This is a genomic window from Mycobacterium basiliense (assembly GCF_900292015.1).
GTDB lineage: Bacteria > Actinomycetota > Actinomycetes > Mycobacteriales > Mycobacteriaceae > Mycobacterium > Mycobacterium basiliense.
The window spans coordinates 48,863-68,746 of record NZ_LR130759.1; the positions used below are offsets into that span (position 1 = coordinate 48,863).

At 64.4% G+C, this 19,884-nt stretch carries 17 protein-coding genes and 1 pseudogene; 6 read left to right on the forward strand and 12 right to left on the reverse strand.

Annotation, left to right across the window (positions count from 1 at the left end; translation table 11 throughout):
- Positions 1-9: 9 nt before the first annotated feature.
- The gene (locus MB901379_RS00260) at positions 10-1,296 is read right to left on the reverse strand and encodes an MFS transporter (protein WP_158018847.1); all 1,287 of its coding nucleotides are present in this window, start codon (positions 1,294-1,296) and stop codon (positions 10-12) included.
- 140 nt (positions 1,297-1,436) lie between these two features.
- Between MB901379_RS00260 and MB901379_RS00265 the strand changes: the two genes are divergently transcribed.
- The gene (locus tag MB901379_RS00265; protein ID WP_158014782.1) at positions 1,437-2,045 is read left to right on the forward strand and encodes a YqgE/AlgH family protein; all 609 of its coding nucleotides are present in this window, start codon (positions 1,437-1,439) and stop codon (positions 2,043-2,045) included.
- A 58-nt stretch (positions 2,046-2,103) separates the two neighbouring features.
- Here MB901379_RS00265 and MB901379_RS00270 read toward each other — a convergent pair whose 3' ends face one another.
- Positions 2,104-2,454, reverse strand: a complete 351-nt coding sequence (locus MB901379_RS00270) for a hypothetical protein (protein ID WP_158014783.1) — start codon at positions 2,452-2,454, stop codon at positions 2,104-2,106.
- Positions 2,455-2,531: 77 nt separating this feature from the next.
- Entirely contained in the window at positions 2,532-3,611 is a 1,080-nt protein-coding gene (locus MB901379_RS00275) for an LpqN/LpqT family lipoprotein (RefSeq protein ID WP_158014784.1), read from the reverse strand.
- 198 nt (positions 3,612-3,809) lie between these two features.
- Between MB901379_RS00275 and leuS the strand changes: the two genes are divergently transcribed.
- Positions 3,810-6,740, forward strand: a complete 2,931-nt coding sequence (gene leuS / locus MB901379_RS00280) for a leucine--tRNA ligase (RefSeq protein ID WP_408632324.1) — start codon at positions 3,810-3,812, stop codon at positions 6,738-6,740.
- A 57-nt stretch (positions 6,741-6,797) separates the two neighbouring features.
- On the opposite strand, the gene MB901379_RS00285 is transcribed toward leuS, so the two are convergent.
- From MB901379_RS00285 to MB901379_RS00325, 9 genes and pseudogenes are all read right to left on the reverse strand, one after another.
- A complete protein-coding gene (locus tag MB901379_RS00285; protein WP_158014785.1) occupies positions 6,798-7,463 on the reverse strand; it encodes an SDR family oxidoreductase in 666 nt (221 codons plus the stop codon).
- A 30-nt stretch (positions 7,464-7,493) separates the two neighbouring features.
- Positions 7,494-8,006, reverse strand: coding sequence for a MarR family winged helix-turn-helix transcriptional regulator (locus MB901379_RS00290; RefSeq protein WP_158014786.1), 513 nt, complete (start codon positions 8,004-8,006; stop codon positions 7,494-7,496).
- A gap of 63 nt (positions 8,007-8,069) precedes the next feature.
- Positions 8,070-8,816: an amino acid ABC transporter ATP-binding protein gene (locus tag MB901379_RS00295; protein WP_158018849.1), complete on the reverse strand. Its 747-nt coding sequence runs from the start codon at positions 8,814-8,816 to the stop codon at positions 8,070-8,072.
- A pseudogene (locus MB901379_RS00300) lies at positions 8,816-9,181 on the reverse strand (ABC transporter permease subunit); the annotation flags it as partial. The pseudogene MB901379_RS00300 and the gene MB901379_RS00295, both read right to left, overlap by 1 nt.
- 370 nt (positions 9,182-9,551) lie before the next feature.
- Positions 9,552-10,346: an LLM class F420-dependent oxidoreductase gene (locus tag MB901379_RS00305; protein ID WP_158014787.1), complete on the reverse strand. Its 795-nt coding sequence runs from the start codon at positions 10,344-10,346 to the stop codon at positions 9,552-9,554.
- Between the two features lie 94 nt (positions 10,347-10,440).
- Complete coding sequence (locus MB901379_RS00310; protein ID WP_408632403.1) at positions 10,441-11,346, reverse strand: alpha/beta fold hydrolase; 906 nt, start codon at positions 11,344-11,346, stop codon at positions 10,441-10,443.
- Between the two features lie 261 nt (positions 11,347-11,607).
- On the reverse strand, positions 11,608-12,714 hold the full coding sequence (locus tag MB901379_RS00315) for an inositol-3-phosphate synthase (protein ID WP_158014789.1): 1,107 nt from the start codon (positions 12,712-12,714) through the stop codon (positions 11,608-11,610).
- 69 nt (positions 12,715-12,783) lie between these two features.
- A complete protein-coding gene (locus tag MB901379_RS00320; RefSeq protein ID WP_158014790.1) occupies positions 12,784-13,326 on the reverse strand; it encodes a PadR family transcriptional regulator in 543 nt (180 codons plus the stop codon).
- A gap of 188 nt (positions 13,327-13,514) precedes the next feature.
- Positions 13,515-14,384 carry a DUF1707 SHOCT-like domain-containing protein gene (locus tag MB901379_RS00325; RefSeq protein ID WP_158014791.1) on the reverse strand — a complete coding sequence of 290 codons (870 nt, stop codon included), beginning with the start codon at positions 14,382-14,384 and terminating at the stop codon, positions 13,515-13,517.
- A 113-nt stretch (positions 14,385-14,497) separates the two neighbouring features.
- Here MB901379_RS00325 and MB901379_RS00330 point away from each other — a divergent pair, with 113 nt between their 5' ends.
- From MB901379_RS00330 to MB901379_RS00345, 4 genes are all read left to right on the forward strand, one after another.
- Positions 14,498-14,932, forward strand: coding sequence for a DUF5318 family protein (locus tag MB901379_RS00330; RefSeq protein ID WP_158014792.1), 435 nt, complete (start codon positions 14,498-14,500; stop codon positions 14,930-14,932).
- A gap of 145 nt (positions 14,933-15,077) precedes the next feature.
- Entirely contained in the window at positions 15,078-17,468 is a 2,391-nt protein-coding gene (locus MB901379_RS00335; protein WP_158018850.1) for a transglycosylase domain-containing protein, read from the forward strand.
- Entirely contained in the window at positions 17,465-19,123 is a 1,659-nt protein-coding gene (locus MB901379_RS00340; RefSeq protein ID WP_158014793.1) for a glycosyltransferase family 87 protein, read from the forward strand. Before MB901379_RS00335 ends, MB901379_RS00340 begins: the two co-directional genes overlap by 4 nt.
- Positions 19,123-19,761: a DJ-1/PfpI family protein gene (locus MB901379_RS00345; protein WP_158014794.1), complete on the forward strand. Its 639-nt coding sequence runs from the start codon at positions 19,123-19,125 to the stop codon at positions 19,759-19,761. The genes MB901379_RS00340 and MB901379_RS00345 overlap by 1 nt, the downstream gene beginning before the upstream one ends.
- The last annotated feature ends 123 nt before the right edge of the window (positions 19,762-19,884 follow it).

Genomic DNA, 19,884 nt, shown 5'->3' on the forward strand with positions numbered 1-19,884 from the left:
TAACCTCCCTTAGTTGCCGTTCGACGACGGTGTCCGCCGCCCCACCATGCCGTGCACCGCCAGCCCGACCACATAGATGACCGAACCGGACAGGGCGAACGCCGGCGCGTGTCCGTCATCTGGGATCAATGCCGCGGCCACAGTAACCGAAGCGATATATGAGACCCAGAACAACGCATCCTGCACAGCGAAAACGTGGCCGCGCAGGGCGTCGTCGACGTCGATTTGCATCGCGGAATCGGCGCACAGTTTAACCACTTGACCGGCCACACCCAGCAGAAATCCGCACACCACCATGATCGGGAGCACCAAGCCGGCACCGGCGAGCTGGACGGTCGCGGCCGCCGCCAATGCGCCGTTGGCGGTGGCATAGCGGCCCCAGCGCCGAATGCAGGCCGGGGTCAAGACATTGGCCAGAAACGCCCCGAGACCGGTGGCGGCGAAGAACATCAGGGCGGTCCCCAACCCTTCCACCTCGGCGTCTCGCATGTGGTGGACCAACAGCAGGACCAGCAATGAATTGATGCCGACCACCATCCGGTGTGCGGCCAAGCCGGACAAGGCGGCGCCGACGCTGGGGAGCTGAATAACGGTGCGCACCCCGTGTAGCCAGCCGGTGATCACCGCGTAGACGGCCGATCCGTGGATTGCGCGCTGGGTGTCGTCGGGACCAAGCGCCCGCGGCGCGAATCGCAGCGATAGCAGCAGTGCCAGCGCTACCGGGAGCATGGCGATGAAGATGACTGCGGCGGCGCCGTGGTCTCCGCCGCCGGCGAGCCAACGGGGCAGCAACATGAAGTTGGCACCGAGGAATGCCGAGACCGCGCCCGCCGCGATGGCCACCGAATTCATCGTGACCACCTGCTCGCGGGGCACTACGTGCGGCAACGCCGCCGATAACCCGGAGGCCACGAACCGGGCCAAGCCGTTGGCCAGCAGGGCGCCGCACAGCAGCAGCAGGTCGCCGGCCCCAACCGCCAAAATCGTGGCGATCCCGGCAATGAAGACCAACCGGCCCGCGTTGGCGCCAACCAGCACCAGCCGCCGATCCCACCGGTCCATCAGCGCGCCGGCAAAGGGACCAATCAGCGAGTACGGCAGAAACAGCACCGCAAACGCGCGCGCAATCGCCATCGGATCGGTAGCCCGGTCAGGGTTGAATAGCAGCGCTCCTGCCAAACCCGCCTGGAAAAGCCCGTCGCCGAATTGGCTTGCCATGCGCACCTGCAACAGCCGCCAGAAATCGGGCAGATCACGCACCGAATGCCAAAGTGCCAGCGGTGCGCTGGCGTGCATCCGGCTGCGAATCACTGAACCCACTTCCACGGTCGGACGCAGGCAAGGCTGATTCCCGCGGTGCCGATCCAACAACAGTACAAATATCTGTCGACCGCGCTGGTTTAACCCGGCAATGCTGTTGGGAGTGCCATGATGTTGTGGTGGCGGCGCACGACGATCCGGAAGACTATGCCGCACCCGCGGCGCAGCGGGTGCGGGCGGGCACTTTGCTACTGGCCAACACCGATCTGCTGGAACCAACTTTCCGGCGCAGTGTGATCTACATCGTCGAGCACAATGACGGCGGCACCTTGGGTGTGGTGCTCAACAGACCCAGCGAAACCGCGGTCTACAACGTATTGCCACAGTGGGCCAAACTCGCGTCCAAGCCAAAGACGATGTTCGTGGGAGGCCCGGTGAAGCGCGACGCTGCGCTGTGTCTGGCGGCGTTGCGTATCGGCGCCGATCCAGATGGAGTATCCGGCCTGCGTCACGTCGCAGGCCGCATCGTGATGGTTGATCTCGATGCCGAACCGGATCTGATCGCGCCGCTGGTCGAAGGGGTACGAATCTACGCTGGGTACTCCGGTTGGACCATCGGTCAGCTCGAAGGAGAGATCGAACGCGACGATTGGATTGTGTTGTCGGCATTGCCATCTGACGTTCTGGTCCCGCCCAGAGCCGACCTGTGGGGACAGGTGCTGCGCCGACAGCCGTGGCCACTTTCGCTGATTGCCACCCATCCGATCGATCTCAGTCGGAACTAGCGCGCTCCCCCGGCTCGTCGGCCCCTGGATACGCACCGGGTGATCGATGGCCCCGAATTCAGTGACAGGAAAACGCGCAGGATTCGCAGGAGCCGGTGCAAGCATCCGGGTCAGGGTCCGCGGCCTGCCGCGCGAGCAGGTAGCGGGCGCTCTGCCACGAACCGGCGGCCAGAGTTCCGAACGCGCCGGCAACGCAGACGATCACCACCACCACGGCGGTGGGCGGGGATGCGGTGAGCCCAACCACTCCCCCGGCTGCCAGCATGATGGCGGCGGCGAACTGAGTGGGCGCCATCGCGCGGAGCGCTAGCCGACCGGTTTCCGCGGTCGGCGGCTGGGAAACGGACCAGGTGGCCGAAATTGCTGAAGCCAGCGCCGCGCATAGACACAGCACGCCCGCGATAAGCATGGGCTCACAATACGAGCTGGCGATTACCGCTACGCCTTCGGCCAGGTTCGGGATCGATCGCGCGGGTTCGGCGGTGGCTAGTGCGACGGGGCGGGCGTCAGCGTTGCCAGCGGCGGCAGCGCGGACGCGGTGCCCGGCACCGACTGCACGGCGGTATTGAGGTTGGGTGCGGGCGCGTGCGGGGGTACCTGGGCGGGCGCGGCCACCGGCGCCGGGTGGGTTGTTACCGGGGCCGGTGCTTGAACGGGCGCGACCGGTGCTGTGGACGCTGCCCCCGGTCGCGCGGGCGCATGCCCCTGCGCCGCCGGCACTGACACCCGGAACCCGTTGATGATGGCGTCGGTGGCCGGACCGTCGGCCACCGCCTGCGACAGCGCGGTAGTCACCGATAGCGACACCAGATATCTATCGGCTCCAGCGCTGGCCAGCACATGGCGTCGGGAGGTGTTGAGCGTCATGTCGTTCTCGCGAAAGGTGCCCTCAATGATTGAGGACGGGAAGCCGGCGAAGTTGGCCATCGACGCGTTTGTCGTGCGCCAGGCCAGCAGTTTCTGGCTTTCGACGAAGCCGTGCGAGATCGCCTCGGTGGCATCGAAATCGCCGAGCAGCCGGTACACCACCACCTGTGCGTTCGACGTGTAAACGCTATTGCCGCCGACCCGGTCGGCGATGACCGCAAACGCATCGGGCACATTGGGATCGGGCACCTGAGTCCACCGCGGAGGCATTGGCAGCACGATGTCGAGAGCTTTGAACCCCTCGGGGCGCTGCGCCTCCAGTTTGACGCCTTTGTCTTGCAGGTACTCCCTCAGCGTGCCGGTCGTGGCGGGAGTCACCGAGGGGGGCAGCGGCACCGCTGCCGCGGGTGCGGACCCGGTTGCCGGGACGGCTGCGGGGATGGGCGCCGAGGTCGCTATCGGCGCTTGTACGGGTACCGGTGCGGGAGCGGGAGAGAATCTGTTGCTGACCCCGCCCGGAACTGCGGTGAGGTTCTGAACGGGTGGGGTTGTCGACTGCGCGGGAACCGGAGCGGGGGCGGGTGGCTGGGGAATCAGTGGTTCGGCTGACGCCTTGCCGCCCGCGATAACCATGACGCCGATGACACCGGCGGCGATGCCACCTGCGAAGACCCGCAAGGTGCGCGCGATCCGGATCATTTTGCGTCGGTCCCTCCGAACTGATCGGGCGCCAATGCCCGTCGTCGAGGCTGAATGTAACCAGCGGTCAACGGCGCTGAACAGGCTCGAAATAGAGCTGGGATGAACCTCTGACCGGTGTGCAATGCAACCGATACCAACCTGTGGCCGCCGCCTGGGCGCTAACCCCCACGGTGCCGCCCTTATACCCTGTTGGGCGTGACCGAATCGTCGACCACGACACCCGGCGGCCCACCCGGCGACATGCTCGGTGTCCAAGACGCGGAGTCCGAGGCGCCGCGGTACCGCTACACCGCCGAGCTGGCGGCCGGGCTGGAGCGGACCTGGCAGGACAATTGGGACCGACTGGGGACGTTTAATGTGCCCAACCCGGTGGGAACGTTGGCTCCAATGGACGGGTCCCCGGTACCGACCGACAAGCTGTTCGTCCAGGACATGTTTCCCTATCCATCCGGTGAAGGCCTACACGTAGGTCATCCGCTGGGCTATATCGCCACCGACGTCTTCGCCCGCTTCCACCGGATGAAGGGCCACAACGTGCTGCATGCGTTGGGGTTCGATTCCTTTGGGCTGCCAGCGGAGCAATACGCCGTACAGACGGGCACGCACCCGCGCATCAGGACCGAGGCCAACATCGTCAACTTCCGGCGCCAGTTGGGCCGACTTGGTCTCGGCTATGACAGCCGCCGCAGCTTCTCGACCACGGATGTCGAGTTCTACAGGTGGACGCAGTGGATTTTCCTGCAGATCTACAACGCCTGGTTCGATGTCAACTCCAACAAGGCCCGTCCCATCAAAGAGCTAATTGCCGAATTCGATTCCGGTGCCAAGACTCTCGATGATGGTCGGTATTGGGCCGCGCTGTCGGCGGGGGAGCGGGCCGATGTCGTCGACAGTTACCGGCTGGTTTATCGGGCCGACTCGATGGTCAATTGGTGCCCGGGGCTGGGCACGGTGCTGGCCAACGAAGAAGTCACCGCCGACGGCCGCAGCGATCGGGGTAACTTTCCGGTGTTCCGCAAGCGGCTGCGGCAATGGATGATGCGCATTACCGCCTACTCGGACCGGTTGCTCGACGACCTGGATGTGCTGGATTGGCCAGAGCAGGTCAAGACCATGCAGCGAAACTGGATCGGCCGCTCGACCGGCTCTTCTGCGTTGTTTTCGGCGACGGCGGCCAGTGGTGACCGGGCCGGTGCAGGAGTCGACCTCGAGGTTTTTACCACCCGGCCCGACACCATGTTCGGCGCGACGTATCTGGTTCTGGCTCCCGAACATGAACTGGTTGATGACCTGGTCGCCGCAGCTTGGCCAGATGGCGTCGACTCGCGATGGACCTATGGCGCGGCAACGCCGGCAGAGGCCGTCGCCGCCTATCGTCGCGCAATTGCGGCCAAGTCGGACTTGGAGCGTCAGGAAAGCAGGGAGAAGACCGGCGTCTTCCTGGGCAGCTACGCTGGGAACCCGGCCAACGGTCAGCGGGTGCCGATCTTCATCGCTGACTACGTGTTGGCCGGCTACGGCACCGGGGCCATCATGGCGGTGCCGGGCCATGATCAGCGGGACTGGGACTTTGCCCGGGCCTTTGGCCTTCCGGTCGTGGAAGTGATTGCTGGCGGCGATATTTCAGAATCGGCGTACACCGGTGACGGCGCCCTGGTGAACTCCGGCTATCTCGACGGCATGAACGTGGCGGACGCCAAAGAAGCCATCACCGCTCGCCTCGAGTCAGATGGCCGGGGCCGTGCGCGTATCGAATTCAAGCTCCGTGACTGGCTTTTCGCGCGACAGCGGTATTGGGGCGAGCCGTTCCCGATCGTGTACGACAGCGATGAAAGGCCGCATGCCCTCGACGAGGCCGCGTTGCCGGTTGAGTTGCCCGATGTGCCGGACTACTCGCCGGTGTTGTTCGATCCAGACGACGCGGATAGCCAGCCCTCGCCACCGCTGGCCAAGGCGACCGACTGGGTACACGTGGAATTGGATCTGGGCGACGGCCTAAAGCCCTACACCCGCGACACCAATGTGATGCCGCAGTGGGCCGGTAGCTCTTGGTATGAGCTGCGCTATACGGATCCGCACAACTCAACACAGCTGTGCGCCAAGGAAAACGAGGCGTATTGGATGGGCCCGAGGCCAGCCGAATACGGCCCGGACGATCCTGGCGGCGTCGACCTGTACGTCGGTGGCGCCGAGCACGCCGTCCTGCATCTGCTGTACGCCAGGTTCTGGCACAAGGTGCTATACGACCTGGGTCACGTGAGTTCGCGCGAGCCCTACCGCAAGCTCATCAATCAGGGCTACATCCAGGCATTTGCCTATACCGATTCGCGCGGATCGTATGTGCCGGCCGACAAGGTGATCGAGCGTGACGGCAAGTTTGTCTATCCGGGCCCTGACGGCGAGATCGAAGTGTTCGAGGAATTCGGCAAAATTGGTAAGAGCCTGAAGAATTCGATATCACCCGACGAAATCTGCGACGAATACGGAGCCGATACGCTGCGGGTCTATGAGATGTCGATGGGCCCACTTGAGGCGTCCAGGCCGTGGGCTACTAAGGACGTCGTTGGTGCCCAACGCTTTCTGCAGCGGGTATGGCGGTTGGTAATCGACGAGCGCACCGGCGAAACCCGGGTACGCGACGACAATGGCGAGCTGAATATCGACACCTTACGTGTGTTGCATCGCACGATCGCCGGTGTCTCTGAAGACTATGCGGCACTACGCAATAACACTGCGGCGGCCAAGCTGATCGAGTACACCAACCATCTGACCAAGCAGCATCGCGCGTCAGTTCCTCGGGTCGCGGTGGAGCCGCTGGTGTTGATGCTCGCGCCACTTGCCCCACACATGGCAGAGGAGCTGTGGCTACGGCTGGGAAATAGCACCTCGCTAGCGCACGGCCCTTTCCCGCAAGCCGATCCTCGATATCTGATCGACGACACCGTCGAATACCCGGTGCAGGTGAATGGCAAGGTGCGCGGTCGGGTAGTTGTGGCCGCCGACGCCGCCGACGACGCGGTCCAGGCCGCTGCACTGGCGGATGAAAAAGTGCAGGCGTTTCTGGCCGGTGCCACGCCACGCAAGGTCATCGTGGTCACCGGTCGCTTGGTCAACCTCGTCGTCTAAGTGGCCGGTGCACAATCATTTTCGTGATATGACGGGAATGGTACGCACGGTAGCACGCTACCGAGGCCGGATGACGACCTCGTGGACGTGGCCGTCGGGCGGGGTGGCCACCGCGTTGGCGACCGCTGCGGCAATGGTGTCGGCCCGCAGGAATCTGCTGGGATCGTAGTCACCACCTTCGAACTCGACCAGTTCGCGCTGCATGTCGGTATCGGTACGTCCGGGAAAGACCGTGGTCACCCGCAACGTGGGCTCGTCGGCACGCAACGAGTTGGCGACTGCGCGTAAGGCGAACTTGCTCGCGGAGTAGGACGCCATGCCCGGGGAAACATTGCGTCCCGAGCCAGAGTTGATGAACACCACTTGGCCGCGTGCTTGTCGCAGCGCTGGTAACAGGGCCAACGTAAGTGCCACCGCTCCAAAGACATTGACATCGAAAGTGGCCCGCCAGTCGTCGACGTCGGAGTCCCCAAAATGACCGGGAATGGACAACCCGGCGTTGTGGACCAACACGTCTAGTTGGTCCACCACCTCGCAGCTGGCCTGGATCGTATCGGTGTCAGTCAGTTCCAGCGGAAACGTGGTGGCACCCAGCCGCTCGGCGACGGCGTCAAGCCGCTCGGAGGGACGGCCGGCCAAGAGCAGGGTGTGCGTTGGCGCCAACGCTTTCGCGATCGCGGAGCCAATGCCGCGGCTGGCGCCGGTGATGAGTGCAGTTGGCATCGCTTTAGTAATTACCAATCTCTCTGGCAGTCAGTTAGTTTCACGATTCATTGGGTGCGATGGGTCGCTCGGGGGCGGGCCGGCGGGTTCGCCAGCGGCCAAACGTTGCAGCGGCGCCAGCGCCGCGGTCAGGGTGTCGAGGTCGGAGTGCGGGAGTTGGCTAAGCATGCCGGCGAGAGCAGCGTGCCTGTTGGCCAGCGACTCGGCGTGTACGGAACGCCCCTCTGCGGTGATGTCGACCAGCACGGCACGCAGGTCTGATGGGTCACGTGATCGCTTGACCAGGCCAATTTTCTCCAGGCGGCGGATCGCCACGGTGGTCGTGGGCGTTCGAACCCGTTCGTGCGCGGCCAGGTCGGTCATCCTGATCGGACCTCGGTCGAGCAACGTCACTAGAATCGACAGTTGCGCTAGCGTCAATTCGCCGGCGACCGCTCCGTTGGGGTCTCCGCGCCGCAGGATCGAGAACAGCTTGGACAATGCGCGATGCAATCCCTCCGCCAGCTCCGTCACCTCGGGTGCGGTGGATTTGCTCTCCGCCATAAGTCGGCAGTCTAACCCGACATGTGTCTAGCTCAAGACACTGTTTGGTCCAGCCCGCGATGATCACAGCACTTGGGCCAGGATCCGCTGTAGCCGCTCGGTTTGTGCGGCCTCGAATATTTGGGCCGGGGGGCCGGCTTCGACAACCTTCCCATGATCCATGAATACGACGGCATCCGATGTCGAGCGGGCGAAGCCCATTTCGTGGGTGACTACCACCATGGTCATACCGTCGGCTCCGAGGTCGGCGATCAGTGCCAGGATGTCTTTGACCATTTCGGGGTCGAGCGCTGAGGTTGCTTCATCGAAGAGCATCACTTGCGGTGCCATCGCCAGTGCACGGGCAATCGCGACGCGTTGCTGCTGGCCACCCGATAGTGTGCCGGGGCGGGCACTGGCCTTGTGTTTCAGGCCAACTCGGTCCAAGTGAGCGAGGGCCAGCTCCCTGGCCTGGCCGGATGGCAACCGGCACAGCTTTCGCGGCGCCAGCGCGACGTTGTCGAGCACGCTGCGGTGCGGGAACAGGTTGAAATGCTGGGACACCATCCCGATGCGCTGGCGCAGTTGGTTGGGGTTGTCGCGCAACACCGATCGTCCGTCCAGCAGGATGTCGCCCCGGTCCGGCTCGTGCAACCGGTTCAGGGTGCGAAGCAGCGTCGACTTGCCGGACCCGGAAGGACCGATCACCGCCGCGGTCGTCCCTGCCGGCACCTCGATATCGACACCGCGCAGGACTGTGGTACCGCCCAGAGTCTGATGAATATCCTTGGCTGCCAGCGAAACTGGGATTCCGTGTGGTGCAACGCCCATCATGTGATCGCCGGACCGAGGGTCGAGGTGACGATTTCGGACGGGTCTTCGGGATCCGGTTTGGCGCGGCCGCGCCGCAGCCGGGCGTCAATGTAGTTGACCAGGTGTGTCAGTGGGACCGTCAACACGAGGTAGAAGATGCGCGCGGCCACCAGCGGCGACAGATTGCCGGTCTGGGCGTTGAGGTCACGGCCGACCTGGAATAGCTCACGCTGATTGGCGACCAGACCCAGGAAGTAGACCAACGCGGAGGCTTTGAGCAGTGCGATGAACTGGTTGACCAGTGCCGGCAGCACCCTCCGTACTCCTCGCGGCACGACAACCAGCCGCATCGCACCCGAATAGCTGAAACCAAGCGCGCGAGCGGGGTGCCCACGAATCGGACGTGTAGGCCCAGCCTGGCGGCGACGGCTCGGAGTGGTTCGTTACCGAAGCCGGTGAATCGCCCAGTGGAGTTGATGCAGGTGTTCGGCGTCCGATAGCGTGCCGGCCGTCAGAACCCCGGGGGTGCCCAAGCCCAGTGCATCGATGTTCACCGAGCTCAACGGCACGACCGAGGCGGTCGTGCCGGAATCGTCGACACCGGGACCGCTCGCAGCCCTAGACAGGTCTTCCGGTAGGGCCCGCGGGCATCGCGAGCCATCTTGGTTTGCGTCGACGGGGCGGGGCCCGCTGGAATTCGTCACCGCCACCAGATGGCCCCGATGGCGGCGGCCGCGCCTATGCCAGCCGTGGCTAACTGTCGCGCCATCTACAGAGCGCCTCGGCTGCGGCCAGGTTGTAGTCGGGACCATCGCAGCCGACGGTCAGCAGACTGACACCAAGGTCGGTGAGGGCCTGGGCGCTGGCGATCAGCTCGCCATCGTTGCCGACGGCGGCCGAGCGTTCGATGGCGGCCGGATCTCGACCGACCTCGGCACAGTGCCTGCTGAGCACATCGGATTTGGCCGGGAACTGGCCAGCTGAGGTGAAGCTGTGCCAGATGTCGGCGTGTTCGGCGACCAGCCGCAGGGTCTTGCGTTCACCCCCGCCGCCGATCAATACCGGGATGTGACGGGTCGGGGCGGGGTTCAGCTTGGACAGCCGTGCGTTGATGCGGGGGAGGGCAGCGGCGAGGTCGTCCAGTCGGGTACCGGCGGTGCCGAATTCGTAACCGTATTCGTCGTAGTCTTTCTGCTTCCACCCCGAGCCGATACCCAGGATGAGCCGACCGTCGGAAATGTGGTCGACGGTGCGAGCCATGTCGGCGAGCAGTTCTGGATTGCGATAGGAGTTGCAGGTGACCAGGGCACCGATCTGGATGCGTGAGGTCTGCTCGGCCCAGGCGCCGAGCATCGTCCAGCATTCGAAATGAGCACCATCGGGATCGCCGAAGAGCGGGAAGAAGTGGTCCCAGTTGAACACGATGTCGACACCGATGTCTTCGCAGCGGCGAACGGCATCGCGGATATGGCCATAGTTCGGGGCGTGTTGCGGCTGCAGTTGAACGCCAATACGGATGGGCCGATCAGGATGAGCGGGTGAGGTCATGGGACCACGGTAGGCCCGTTCGACTCTGCGTCCACGGTCGGTGAGCGACGCGGTGATCCTCCGCCACTGCAGGCTCGGCGCCTTCAGCGCAGGCTCAGCGTTTGTCGAGCACCCCACGCAGGATGCCGGTCAGCACGTTGGGTTGGTCGCTTTGCACCGAGTGTCCCGAATCCTCGACGACGCGTGCACCCCGGAAATGTGTTGCGCGCCTACCCAGTTCGGCAACATCCTGGTCGTCGACAAAGCCTGATTTGCCGCCCCGCACCAGGGTGATGGGTGCCGACAGCGCCTCGACATCGTCCCAGAGGCCGGCGAAGTCCGGAAACGTGCGGATGGCGTCGTAGCGCCATGTCCAGTGGCCGTTGTCGAGGCGACGAGAGTTATGGAACACGCCGCGTCGCAACGCCTTGACCTCCCGATGTGGTGCAGCGGCGATCGTCAGATCCACCATGGCCTGGAAGCTGCCGAACTCCCGTTCCCCATGCATCAGCGCCACCGTGCCGCGCTGTTCGGCGGTCATTTCGGAATGGCGTTGCAATGCCGACGGGGTAACGTCGACCAGCACGAGTTCGTCCACCAGCTCAGGCGCCAATGTTCCAAGCCGTAGCGCGGTCAGCCCGCCCAGCGACATGCCGACCACGAATTCGGCGCTCGGCGCCAGCTTGCGCAGCACCGGTGCGAGGGTGTTGGCGTTGCGTTGCGGTGAGTAGTCGCCGTCCCCTCGCCAAGCGGAATGACCGTGCCCGGGCAGATCCACCGCCAACGCGGGCACTCCAAGGCCGACGATCACGGTATCCCAGGTGTGGGCGTTCTGCCCGCCGCCGTGTAGGAAGATCACCCGCGGCGTCGAGCTGCCCCAGCGTAGGGCACTGACTCTGGCTTCGCCGGTGCCCGCCTCGATCCGCGCTACCTCAGGCAGCGGGCCGCGCACGCCGGCCTGCTCAGCGTTCTCGGCCAGCAGATCGAATTCGCTGAGTCCGGAGATTTGGTCGTCGGAGATTTCGGTCACGATCCCTGACACTACGAACTACGCCGCGAGCTCGGAAGCAGCACATCAATGACCCACCTGTCACTTCAGTAACTGCACTGGTGGGGTGGGATCGTGCCCGCCTCAGAGCGACAATCCGCGCCGCGTTGTCTGACACACCGAGGTTTGTCGCGAAGAGGTGGGCAACTCGGGGTACCCCGAACTCTATGACCAATGTGAATGACGAGCCGGGCGGAAAAGGACGGCTTGACCGCCCGGTCGCGTCACCAGGAATTAGGCCTCAATAATGAACTCTTCGAGCTGCGTGCGCGCGACGTCGTCGGCTAGCTGCTCGGGCGGACTCTTCATCAGGTAGGCCGACGCCGCGACCACCGGCCCGCCGATGCCGCGGTCCTTGGCGATCTTGGCCGCCCGCACCGCGTCGATGATGACACCCGCCGAGTTCGGCGAGTCCCAGACCTCGAGCTTGTACTCCAGATTCAACGGCACGTCGCCGAAGGCACGGCCCTCAAGGCGGACGTAGGCCCACTTGCGGTCATCGAGCCAGCCGACGTGGTCGGATGGGCCGATGTGGACGTCCTTGGAGTTAAATTCGCGCTGCACATTGGACGTCACGGCCTGGGTCTTGGAGATCTTCTTGGACTCCAGCCGCTCGCGCTCGAGCATGTTCAGAAAGTCCATGTTGCCGCCCACGTTGAGCTGCATGGTGCGATCCAACTGCACGCCACGGTCCTCGAAGAGTTTGGCCATCACCCGGTGCGTGATCGTGGCACCGACCTGGCTCTTGATGTCGTCACCGACGATCGGCACGCCGGCGTCCTCGAACTTCTTGGCCCAAACGGGGTCGGAGGCGATGAACACCGGTAGCGCGTTCACAAACGCGACTCCGGCGTCGATGGCGCACTGGGCGTAGAACTTGTCCGCCTCTTCTGAGCCCACCGGCAGGTAGGACACCAGCACATCAACCTTGGCATCCTTGAGCGCCTGCACCACGTCGACGGGGTCGGTGTCGGAGAGCTCGATCGTGTCGGCGTAGTACTTGCCGATGCCGTCCAGCGTCGGGCCGCGCTGCACCACCACGTTGGTGGGTGCCACGTCGGCGATCTTGATCGTGTTGTTCTCCGAGGCGAAGATCGCGTCCGACAAGTCAAAGCCGACCTTCTTGGCGTCGACGTCGAAGGCGGCCACGAACTTGACGTCGCGGACGTGGTACGGACCGAACCGCACGTGCATGAGGCCGGGCACCGAGGAGTTGTCGTCGGCGTTCTGGTAGTACTCGACGCCCTGGACCAGCGAGGACGCGCAGTTGCCGACGCCGACAATGGCGACTCGTACCTCGGGCTGCGCCCCCGGCGCCCCTAGCGGCTTGTACTCACTCATTCGGGCGTTCTCCTAACGTCATAACTTCCGTAGTGCCTTGAGAATCTTGATGCGGGGCCTGTGCGGGATTCACGTCTGTTCGGCGTGATTGGGTGCTGCCCGTTCCGCGGCGATGAGCTCATTGAGCCACTTGACTTCACGTTCGCTGGACTCGAGCCCGAGCTGATGCAGTTGGCGGGTGTAGCGGTCAAACGAGTTGCTGGCCCGCGCCACCGCCTCGCGCAGACCCTCCCGACGTTCCTCGACCTGGCGCCGACGACCCTCCAGGATGCGCATCCGCGCTTCTGCCGGCGTCCGGTTGAAAAACGCTAGATGCACGCCGAAGCCGTCATCGGTGTAGTTGTGTGGGCCGGTGTCGGCCACCAGCTCGCCAAAGCGTCTACGCCCGGCGTCGGTCAGTTGGTAGACCCTCCTGGCGCGCCGCACCGGGGTGCCCGCGGGGGCCGCATTTTCCGCAATCAACCCTTCGGCCTGCATGCGCCGCAACGCCGGGTAGAGCGAACCATAGGAAAATGCCCGGAACGCGCCGAGCAGGCCGGTCAGTCGTTTGCGCAATTCGTAGCCGTGCATGGGCGATTCGATCAGGAGACCCAGGATGGCGAGTTCCAGCATCGAGTCACCTCCTTTGCACAGCTAGCTACGTTGGTCCGTTACTAGGGTCCGACGCCTCGCGCAATCGTATCGTTTCGATATATTAGCCACAACACCACCGGGTGTTAGTGCGCTGTTGGTCACAACGAGCGAATTCGCACTATGCCGAGCCGCGGGCGACCGACCGGCCCCCTCGGGGGTGGCCACCCCTACGTGGGGTAGTTCACCTGCTTGATGGTGCCGTCGCCGGCGAAGACCAGGTAGCCGCTGCCGTAGTCGCTGGATACATACAACTCCAGCGATATCGCTCCGGGTGTAGTGGGGTCAGCGGCGGCATCGATGGACAGATGCATGCTGGTGACGTCCGATTGCTTCATGCCCAGGGTTTCTGCGGCGCCTCGCATGATGCCGACCGCCGTTTTCACGTCGAATTTGCCGAGGTCAACTAGCGTGTTGTCGGTGCTGCCCTTGGCGGAGCTGGTCGGGTCGCCCCAGCCGCCGCGATAGGTGTAACTCAAGACTCGGCGGTCGTCGGCGGGGTCTCTGCGATCGAGCACGGCATATGTCGGATAGATCACCATCCGGTAGCCCATGGTGTCCCCGAACTTCTTGCGGGTCTGCTCCATCAAACCGCTGAGCCCACCCAGCGAATGCAACTGCTTCGGCGGAGTCAACACCAGGGCGGGGATGCCGTCGGCCTTGGCGCCCGGATCGGTGGTGAAGTCCAGCGGTGAGCTGCTGTTGCCATAGAGCCCCCAGCCGATGCCGACGCCCAGCAGCACCGACACCCCCAGCGCCGCGGCCAGCAGGCCCACGCTGTTGCGTCTCGTGCGCGCTCGAAGCGCCGGCACCTCCGCCGGCGCACTCTCGGCTTGCAGATCGGCGATCAGGTGCTGCAGATCTCCGAGCGTCACGGCGTTGGTGGCCGTGCTGACCCGCTCTCGATGTTCCTCCATCGAGAGCTGGCCATCGCTTAGAGCGTTGTCGAGTATCTGGCATGCGTCGTGCCGGTCGCTATCTTTGGCACGGGTAGTCGTCGAGCCGCCACGGGCGACAGATGCGCCCAGCCATTTCGCCACGGGGATGATCGTAGAAGTCCGGACCCGCAGTTGATCATCGAATACCCAGCGGACGCGCAATAACAGCATCGGTTGCGTGTCGGTGGTGCCGATGGCGACGTACTCTGGTCACCGTGCGACTGCAGCGACAGGTGGTGGACTACGCGCTTCGGCGGCGCTCACTGCTGGCCGAGGTGTATTCGGGACGCACCGGTGTCTCCGAGGTGTGCGATGCAAACCCCTACCTACTGCGCGCTGCGAAGTTTCACGGGAAACAAAGCCAGGTGATCTGCCCGATCTGCCGTAAGGAGCAGCTCACACTCGTGTCCTGGGTGTTCGGTGAACACCTGGGGGCGGTATCGGGTTCGGCGCGCACCGCCGAAGAGTTGATCATGCTGACCACCCGGTTCTCGGAGTTCGCCGTCCACGTGGTGGAGGTGTGCCGAACCTGCAGCTGGAACCATCTGGTGAAGTCGTATGTCCTCGGTGCGGCACGCCCGGCTCGGCCCCCTCGGGGGTCCGGGGGTAGGCGGACGGCGCGGAACGGCGCCCGGACGGCCAGTGAATAACGAAGGGCGCCACCACCGGTCGTCCCATGACGCAACAGGCGGTCCGGAGGCCGAAGGCGGACACCAGGGTTTTGCCGATTCCGCGGCCGACGAGCGGAACGGTCCGGCGCGGGGCCAACGGCGTGCGCTTCCCCCCGACGACAGATTGACGACGATCCTGCCGCCGGTGGCCGACGAGCGGTCGTCTCGACACGCCGACCAGCTCGAAGAGGTTAAGGCCGCACTCGACAATCCGCCCACGCCGCCGCTACGGCGCGACCAGCTCGATCAGGTCAAGGCGGCGTTGGATGGTCCGCCCACCCGGCCGCTACGCGAGCAGCCAAGCACCGGGCGGGGCCAGCCAGACGGACCCCCACCGGCGGGCCCGGGGGGGCCGCCGGGACCGCCCGGGCCGCGGGGCGGAGGGGCCCGCAGATCGCCGGCGGGGCCAGACAGGATCCGCCGGATCAACTGGAAGTGGGTGCGGCGGTCGGTCTACCTCACCGCGGCCGCGGTGATCCTGCTACCGATCGTCACCTTCACCATGGCCTACTTCATCGTCGACATTCCCAGGCCCGGTGACATCCGCACCAACCAGGTGTCCACGATCTTGGCCAGCGACGGGTCGGAAATTGCCAAAATTGTTCCGCCCGAGGGCAATAGGGTGGACGTTAACCTAAGTCAGGTACCGGTGCACGTCCGTCAGGCGGTCATCGCTGCCGAGGATCGCGGCTTCTACTCCAACCCGGGGTTCTCGTTCAGCGGGTTCGCCCGGGCGATAAAGAACAACCTGTTCGGCGGCGATCTGCAGGGTGGGTCCACCATCACCCAGCAATACGTCAAGAACGCGCTGGTCGGCTCCGCCCAACACGGTTGGAGTGGTTTGATGCGCAAGGCCAAGGAACTCGTCATCGCCACCAAGATGTCGGGGGAGTGGTCGAAAGACGATGTGCTGCAGGCATATCTGAACATCATCTATTTCGGCCGAGGTGCCTATGGGATTTCCGCGGCGGCCAAGGCGTACTTCAACAAGCCCGTCGAACAACTCACCGTGTCCGAAGGGGCACTGCTGGCGGCTCTGATCCGGCGGCCGTCCACGCTGGATCCGGCGGTCGACCCCGACGGTGCACTCGCGCGGTGGAACTGGGTGCTCGACGGCATGGTCGACATCAAGGCGTTGTCCGCCACGGACCGCGCGCAGCAGGTTTTCCCCAGCACCGTCCCACCCGATCAGGCCCGCGCGGCGAATCAGACCACCGGACCCAACGGGTTGATCGAGAGACAGGTGACCAAGGAGCTGCTGGAGCTGTTCAACATTGACGAGCAGACCCTCAACACCCAGGGGTTGGTGGTCACCACCACGATCGACTCGCAAGCCCAACAGGCGGCGGAGAAGGCGGTGGCGAAATACCTCGACGGGCAGGACTCGGACATGCGGGCTGCGGTGGTTTCCATCGACCCGCACAACGGAGCGGTCCGCGCCTACTATGGCGGCGACAACGCCAACGGCTTCGACTTCGCCCAGGCCGGATTGCAGACCGGATCATCGTTCAAGGTCTTTGCCTTGGTGGCCGCGCTCGAGCAGGGTATCGGCCTTGGTTACCAGGTGGATAGTGCGCCCTTAACCGTCGACGGTATCAAGATCACCAACGTCGGCGGCGAGAGTTGTGGGACGTGCAATATCGCCGAGGCGCTCAAGATGTCACTGAACACCTCCTACTACCGGTTGATGCTCAAACTCAAGGGCGGTCCGGAGGCGGTTGCCGACGCGGCGCACCAGGCCGGCATCGCCACCAGTTTTCCGGGTGTTGCCCATACCCTCTCGGAGGACGGCAATGGTGGACCGCCGAACAACGGAATCGTGTTGGGCCAATACCAAACCCGGGTGATCGACATGGCATCGGCGTACGCCACCTTGGCCGCGTCCGGCAGCTATCACCCGCCGCACTTTGTGCAGAAAGTGGTCAATGCCGAGGGCCAGGTCCTCTTTGACGCAAGCACCCAGGACAACACCGGCGACCAGCGCATTCCCAAAGCGGTCGCCGACAACGTGACCGCCGCCATGGAGCCGATCGCCGGCTATTCACGCGGCCACAACCTGGCCGGCGGCCGGCCGTCCGCCGCCAAGACCGGCACCGTGCAACTGGGTGACACCAACGCCAACCGAGACGCCTGGATGGTCGGCTACACGCCGTCGCTATCCACCGCGGTGTGGGTGGGGACGGTCAAAGGCGACCAGCCATTGGTCACCGCTTCGGGCGCACCGATTTACGGCTCGGGCCTGCCGTCAGACATCTGGAAGGCCACCATGGATGGTGCCTTGAAGGGTACCCAGAGCGAGAGCTTCCCCAAGCCGACCGAGATCGGTGGCTACGCAGGTGTGCCCGCACCACCGCCGCCCCCGCCGGAGGCAGCGCCTCCTTCGGAGACCGTCATCCAACCCACCGTCGAGGTGGCGCCCGGAATCACCATCCCCGTCGGTCCACCCACCACCATCACTCTGGCGCCGCCGCCGCCAGCTCCGCCACCCGCTGACAATCCCAACCCGCCACCGTGACGGGCGTTCCGACACCGCCATCCACCATCTCGCCTATCTCGCCGCAGCCGTTGGCCGGCGATCGGCGCAGCGCCGAAAACCGTGATTGCCCAAGTCGGACTGATACTTTGGGCTCCGCTCTGGCGGATGTCATCGGTGGACCGGTGGGTCGACATGCCCTGATCGGGCGGACACGATTCATGACCCCGCTGCGCGTAATGCTGTTGATTGCGCTGGTGTTTCTCGCGCTCGGTTGGTCGACCAAGGCCGCCTGCCTACAGAGCCACGGGACGGGTCCGGGTGATGAAAGAGTGGCCAACTGGGACAACCAACGCGCCTACTACGAGTTGTGCTATTCCGATACGGTGCCGCTCTACGGGGCGGAATTGTTGAGCCAGGGCAAATTCCCATACAAATCGAGTTGGGTGGAAACCGACGCCAACGGCGCACCGCAGATTCGGTATGACGGCCGGATTGCGGTGCGCTACATGGAATATCCGGTGTTGACCGGGGTCTATCAGTATGTGTCGATGGCGATTGCCAAAACCTATACCGCGTTGAGCAAGGTCGCGCCCCTGCCGGTGGTCGCCGAGGTGGTGATGTTCTTCAACGCCGCGGCGCTCGGGCTGGCGCTGGCCTGGTTGGCTACCGTGTGGGCGACTTCAGGGTTGGCGGGCCGACGGATATGGGATGCGGCGTTGGTGGCGGCTTCACCCCTGGTGATCTTTCAGATCTTCACCAACTTCGACGCATTGGCAACGGCTTTCGCGATGGGCGGATTGCTTGCCTGGGCTCGCCGCAGACCGCGGCTTGCCGGCGTGCTGATTGGGTTGGGCGCCGCGGCAAAGTTGTATCCGCTGTTGTTCCTGGGCGTGCTGCTGGCGCTGGCAGTCCGGTCCGGTCGGGTCCGCGGAGCGTTGCATACCGCCCTTGCCGCCGCGGTGACGTGGCTGGTGGTGAATCTGCCCGTGATGGTCTTCTACCCACGGGGCTGGTCGGAATTCTTCCGGCTCAACACCCGTCGCGGTGACGACATGGATTCGCTGTACAACGTCGTGAAGTCATTCACCGGATGGCGTGGCTTTGATCCCACTCTAGGCTTCTGGGAGCCGCCGATAGTGTTGAACACTGTCGTCGCGATATTGTTCGGATTAGCCTGTGTAGCAATAGTTTATATCGCGCTTACCGCCCCGCAGCGGCCCCGGGTGGCGCAGCTGGCCTTCTTGGTGGTGGCGGCATTCCTGTTGACTAACAAGGTATGGAGCCCGCAGTTCTCGCTGTGGCTGGTACCGCTGGCAGTGCTGGCAGCGCCGCACCGTCGACTTCTCTTAACGTGGATGACAATTGATGCGCTTGTGTGGGTACCCCGCATGTACTACCTATACGGAAACCCGAATCGTTCGCTGCCGGAACAGTGGTTCACCGCAACCGTGCTGTTCCGTGACATCGCGGTTATGGTGCTGTGCGTGTTGATAATTCGACAGATCTACCGCCCCGGAGAGGACTTGGTGCGTTGGCACGGGCGGATCGACGACCCGGCGGGGGGAGTCTATGACCGCGCCCCAGACGCACCACCCGGCTGGCTGCCGGGATGGTTGCGTCCCCTCTCGACGCGGCGGACGGCGGAACCGGCACAACGGACACCGTCACCAGCGACTGCAGGTCGGGTGGAGTGATGCAGGTCGCGATCCCGCTGTTCCCGCGATTTACCGCACTGGATGCGGTGGGTCCCTATGACGTTCTGCAACGCGTTCCATCGATCGATGTGGTGTTCGTTGGGCATCAGCGCGGCGAGTTGCGCACCGAGAACGGGATGCTCGGCGTCACCTGCGATGCCACCTTTGACGAAGTCGGGGCACCGGATGTCGTGGTCTTTCCCGGCGGGATCGGGACCCGGGTGCTGCTCGAGGATGAAAGCATCCGCGGCTGGCTGCAGGCGGTGCATCCGCAGACCAAATTCACCACCTCGGTCTGCACCGGTGCATTGTTGCTGGCCGCGGCCGGCCTGCTCGACGGTCTGACCGCGACGACGCACTGGCGGGCCGGCGAGCTACTCAACGAGTTGGGCGCGCACTACGTGACGGAGCGTGTGGTCGAGCATCTACCGCAGCGGATCATCACCGCCGCGGGGGTGTCCAGCGGGATCGATATGGCATTGCGGTTGGTTGAGCTGCTGTTTGATCGCGAGGCCGCCCAGGCCACCCAGCTGCTGATCGAATACGATCCCCAGCCGCCTTTCGATTCGGGTGCGCTGGTCAAGGCCGATGCGAGCACCAGGGCCAGGGCCGCTGAGTTCCTGCAATCACGTAAGTGATCTTTGGCCTGATCCCGCGGATTTTTAGGCCGGCCCGCTATCCGGTAGCCTGGGGCGGTTGCCGACGCAGGCGACCCTCCTGCCACGGACGGACCGTGGCCGCGTAGACCAGAGGAGGTGATG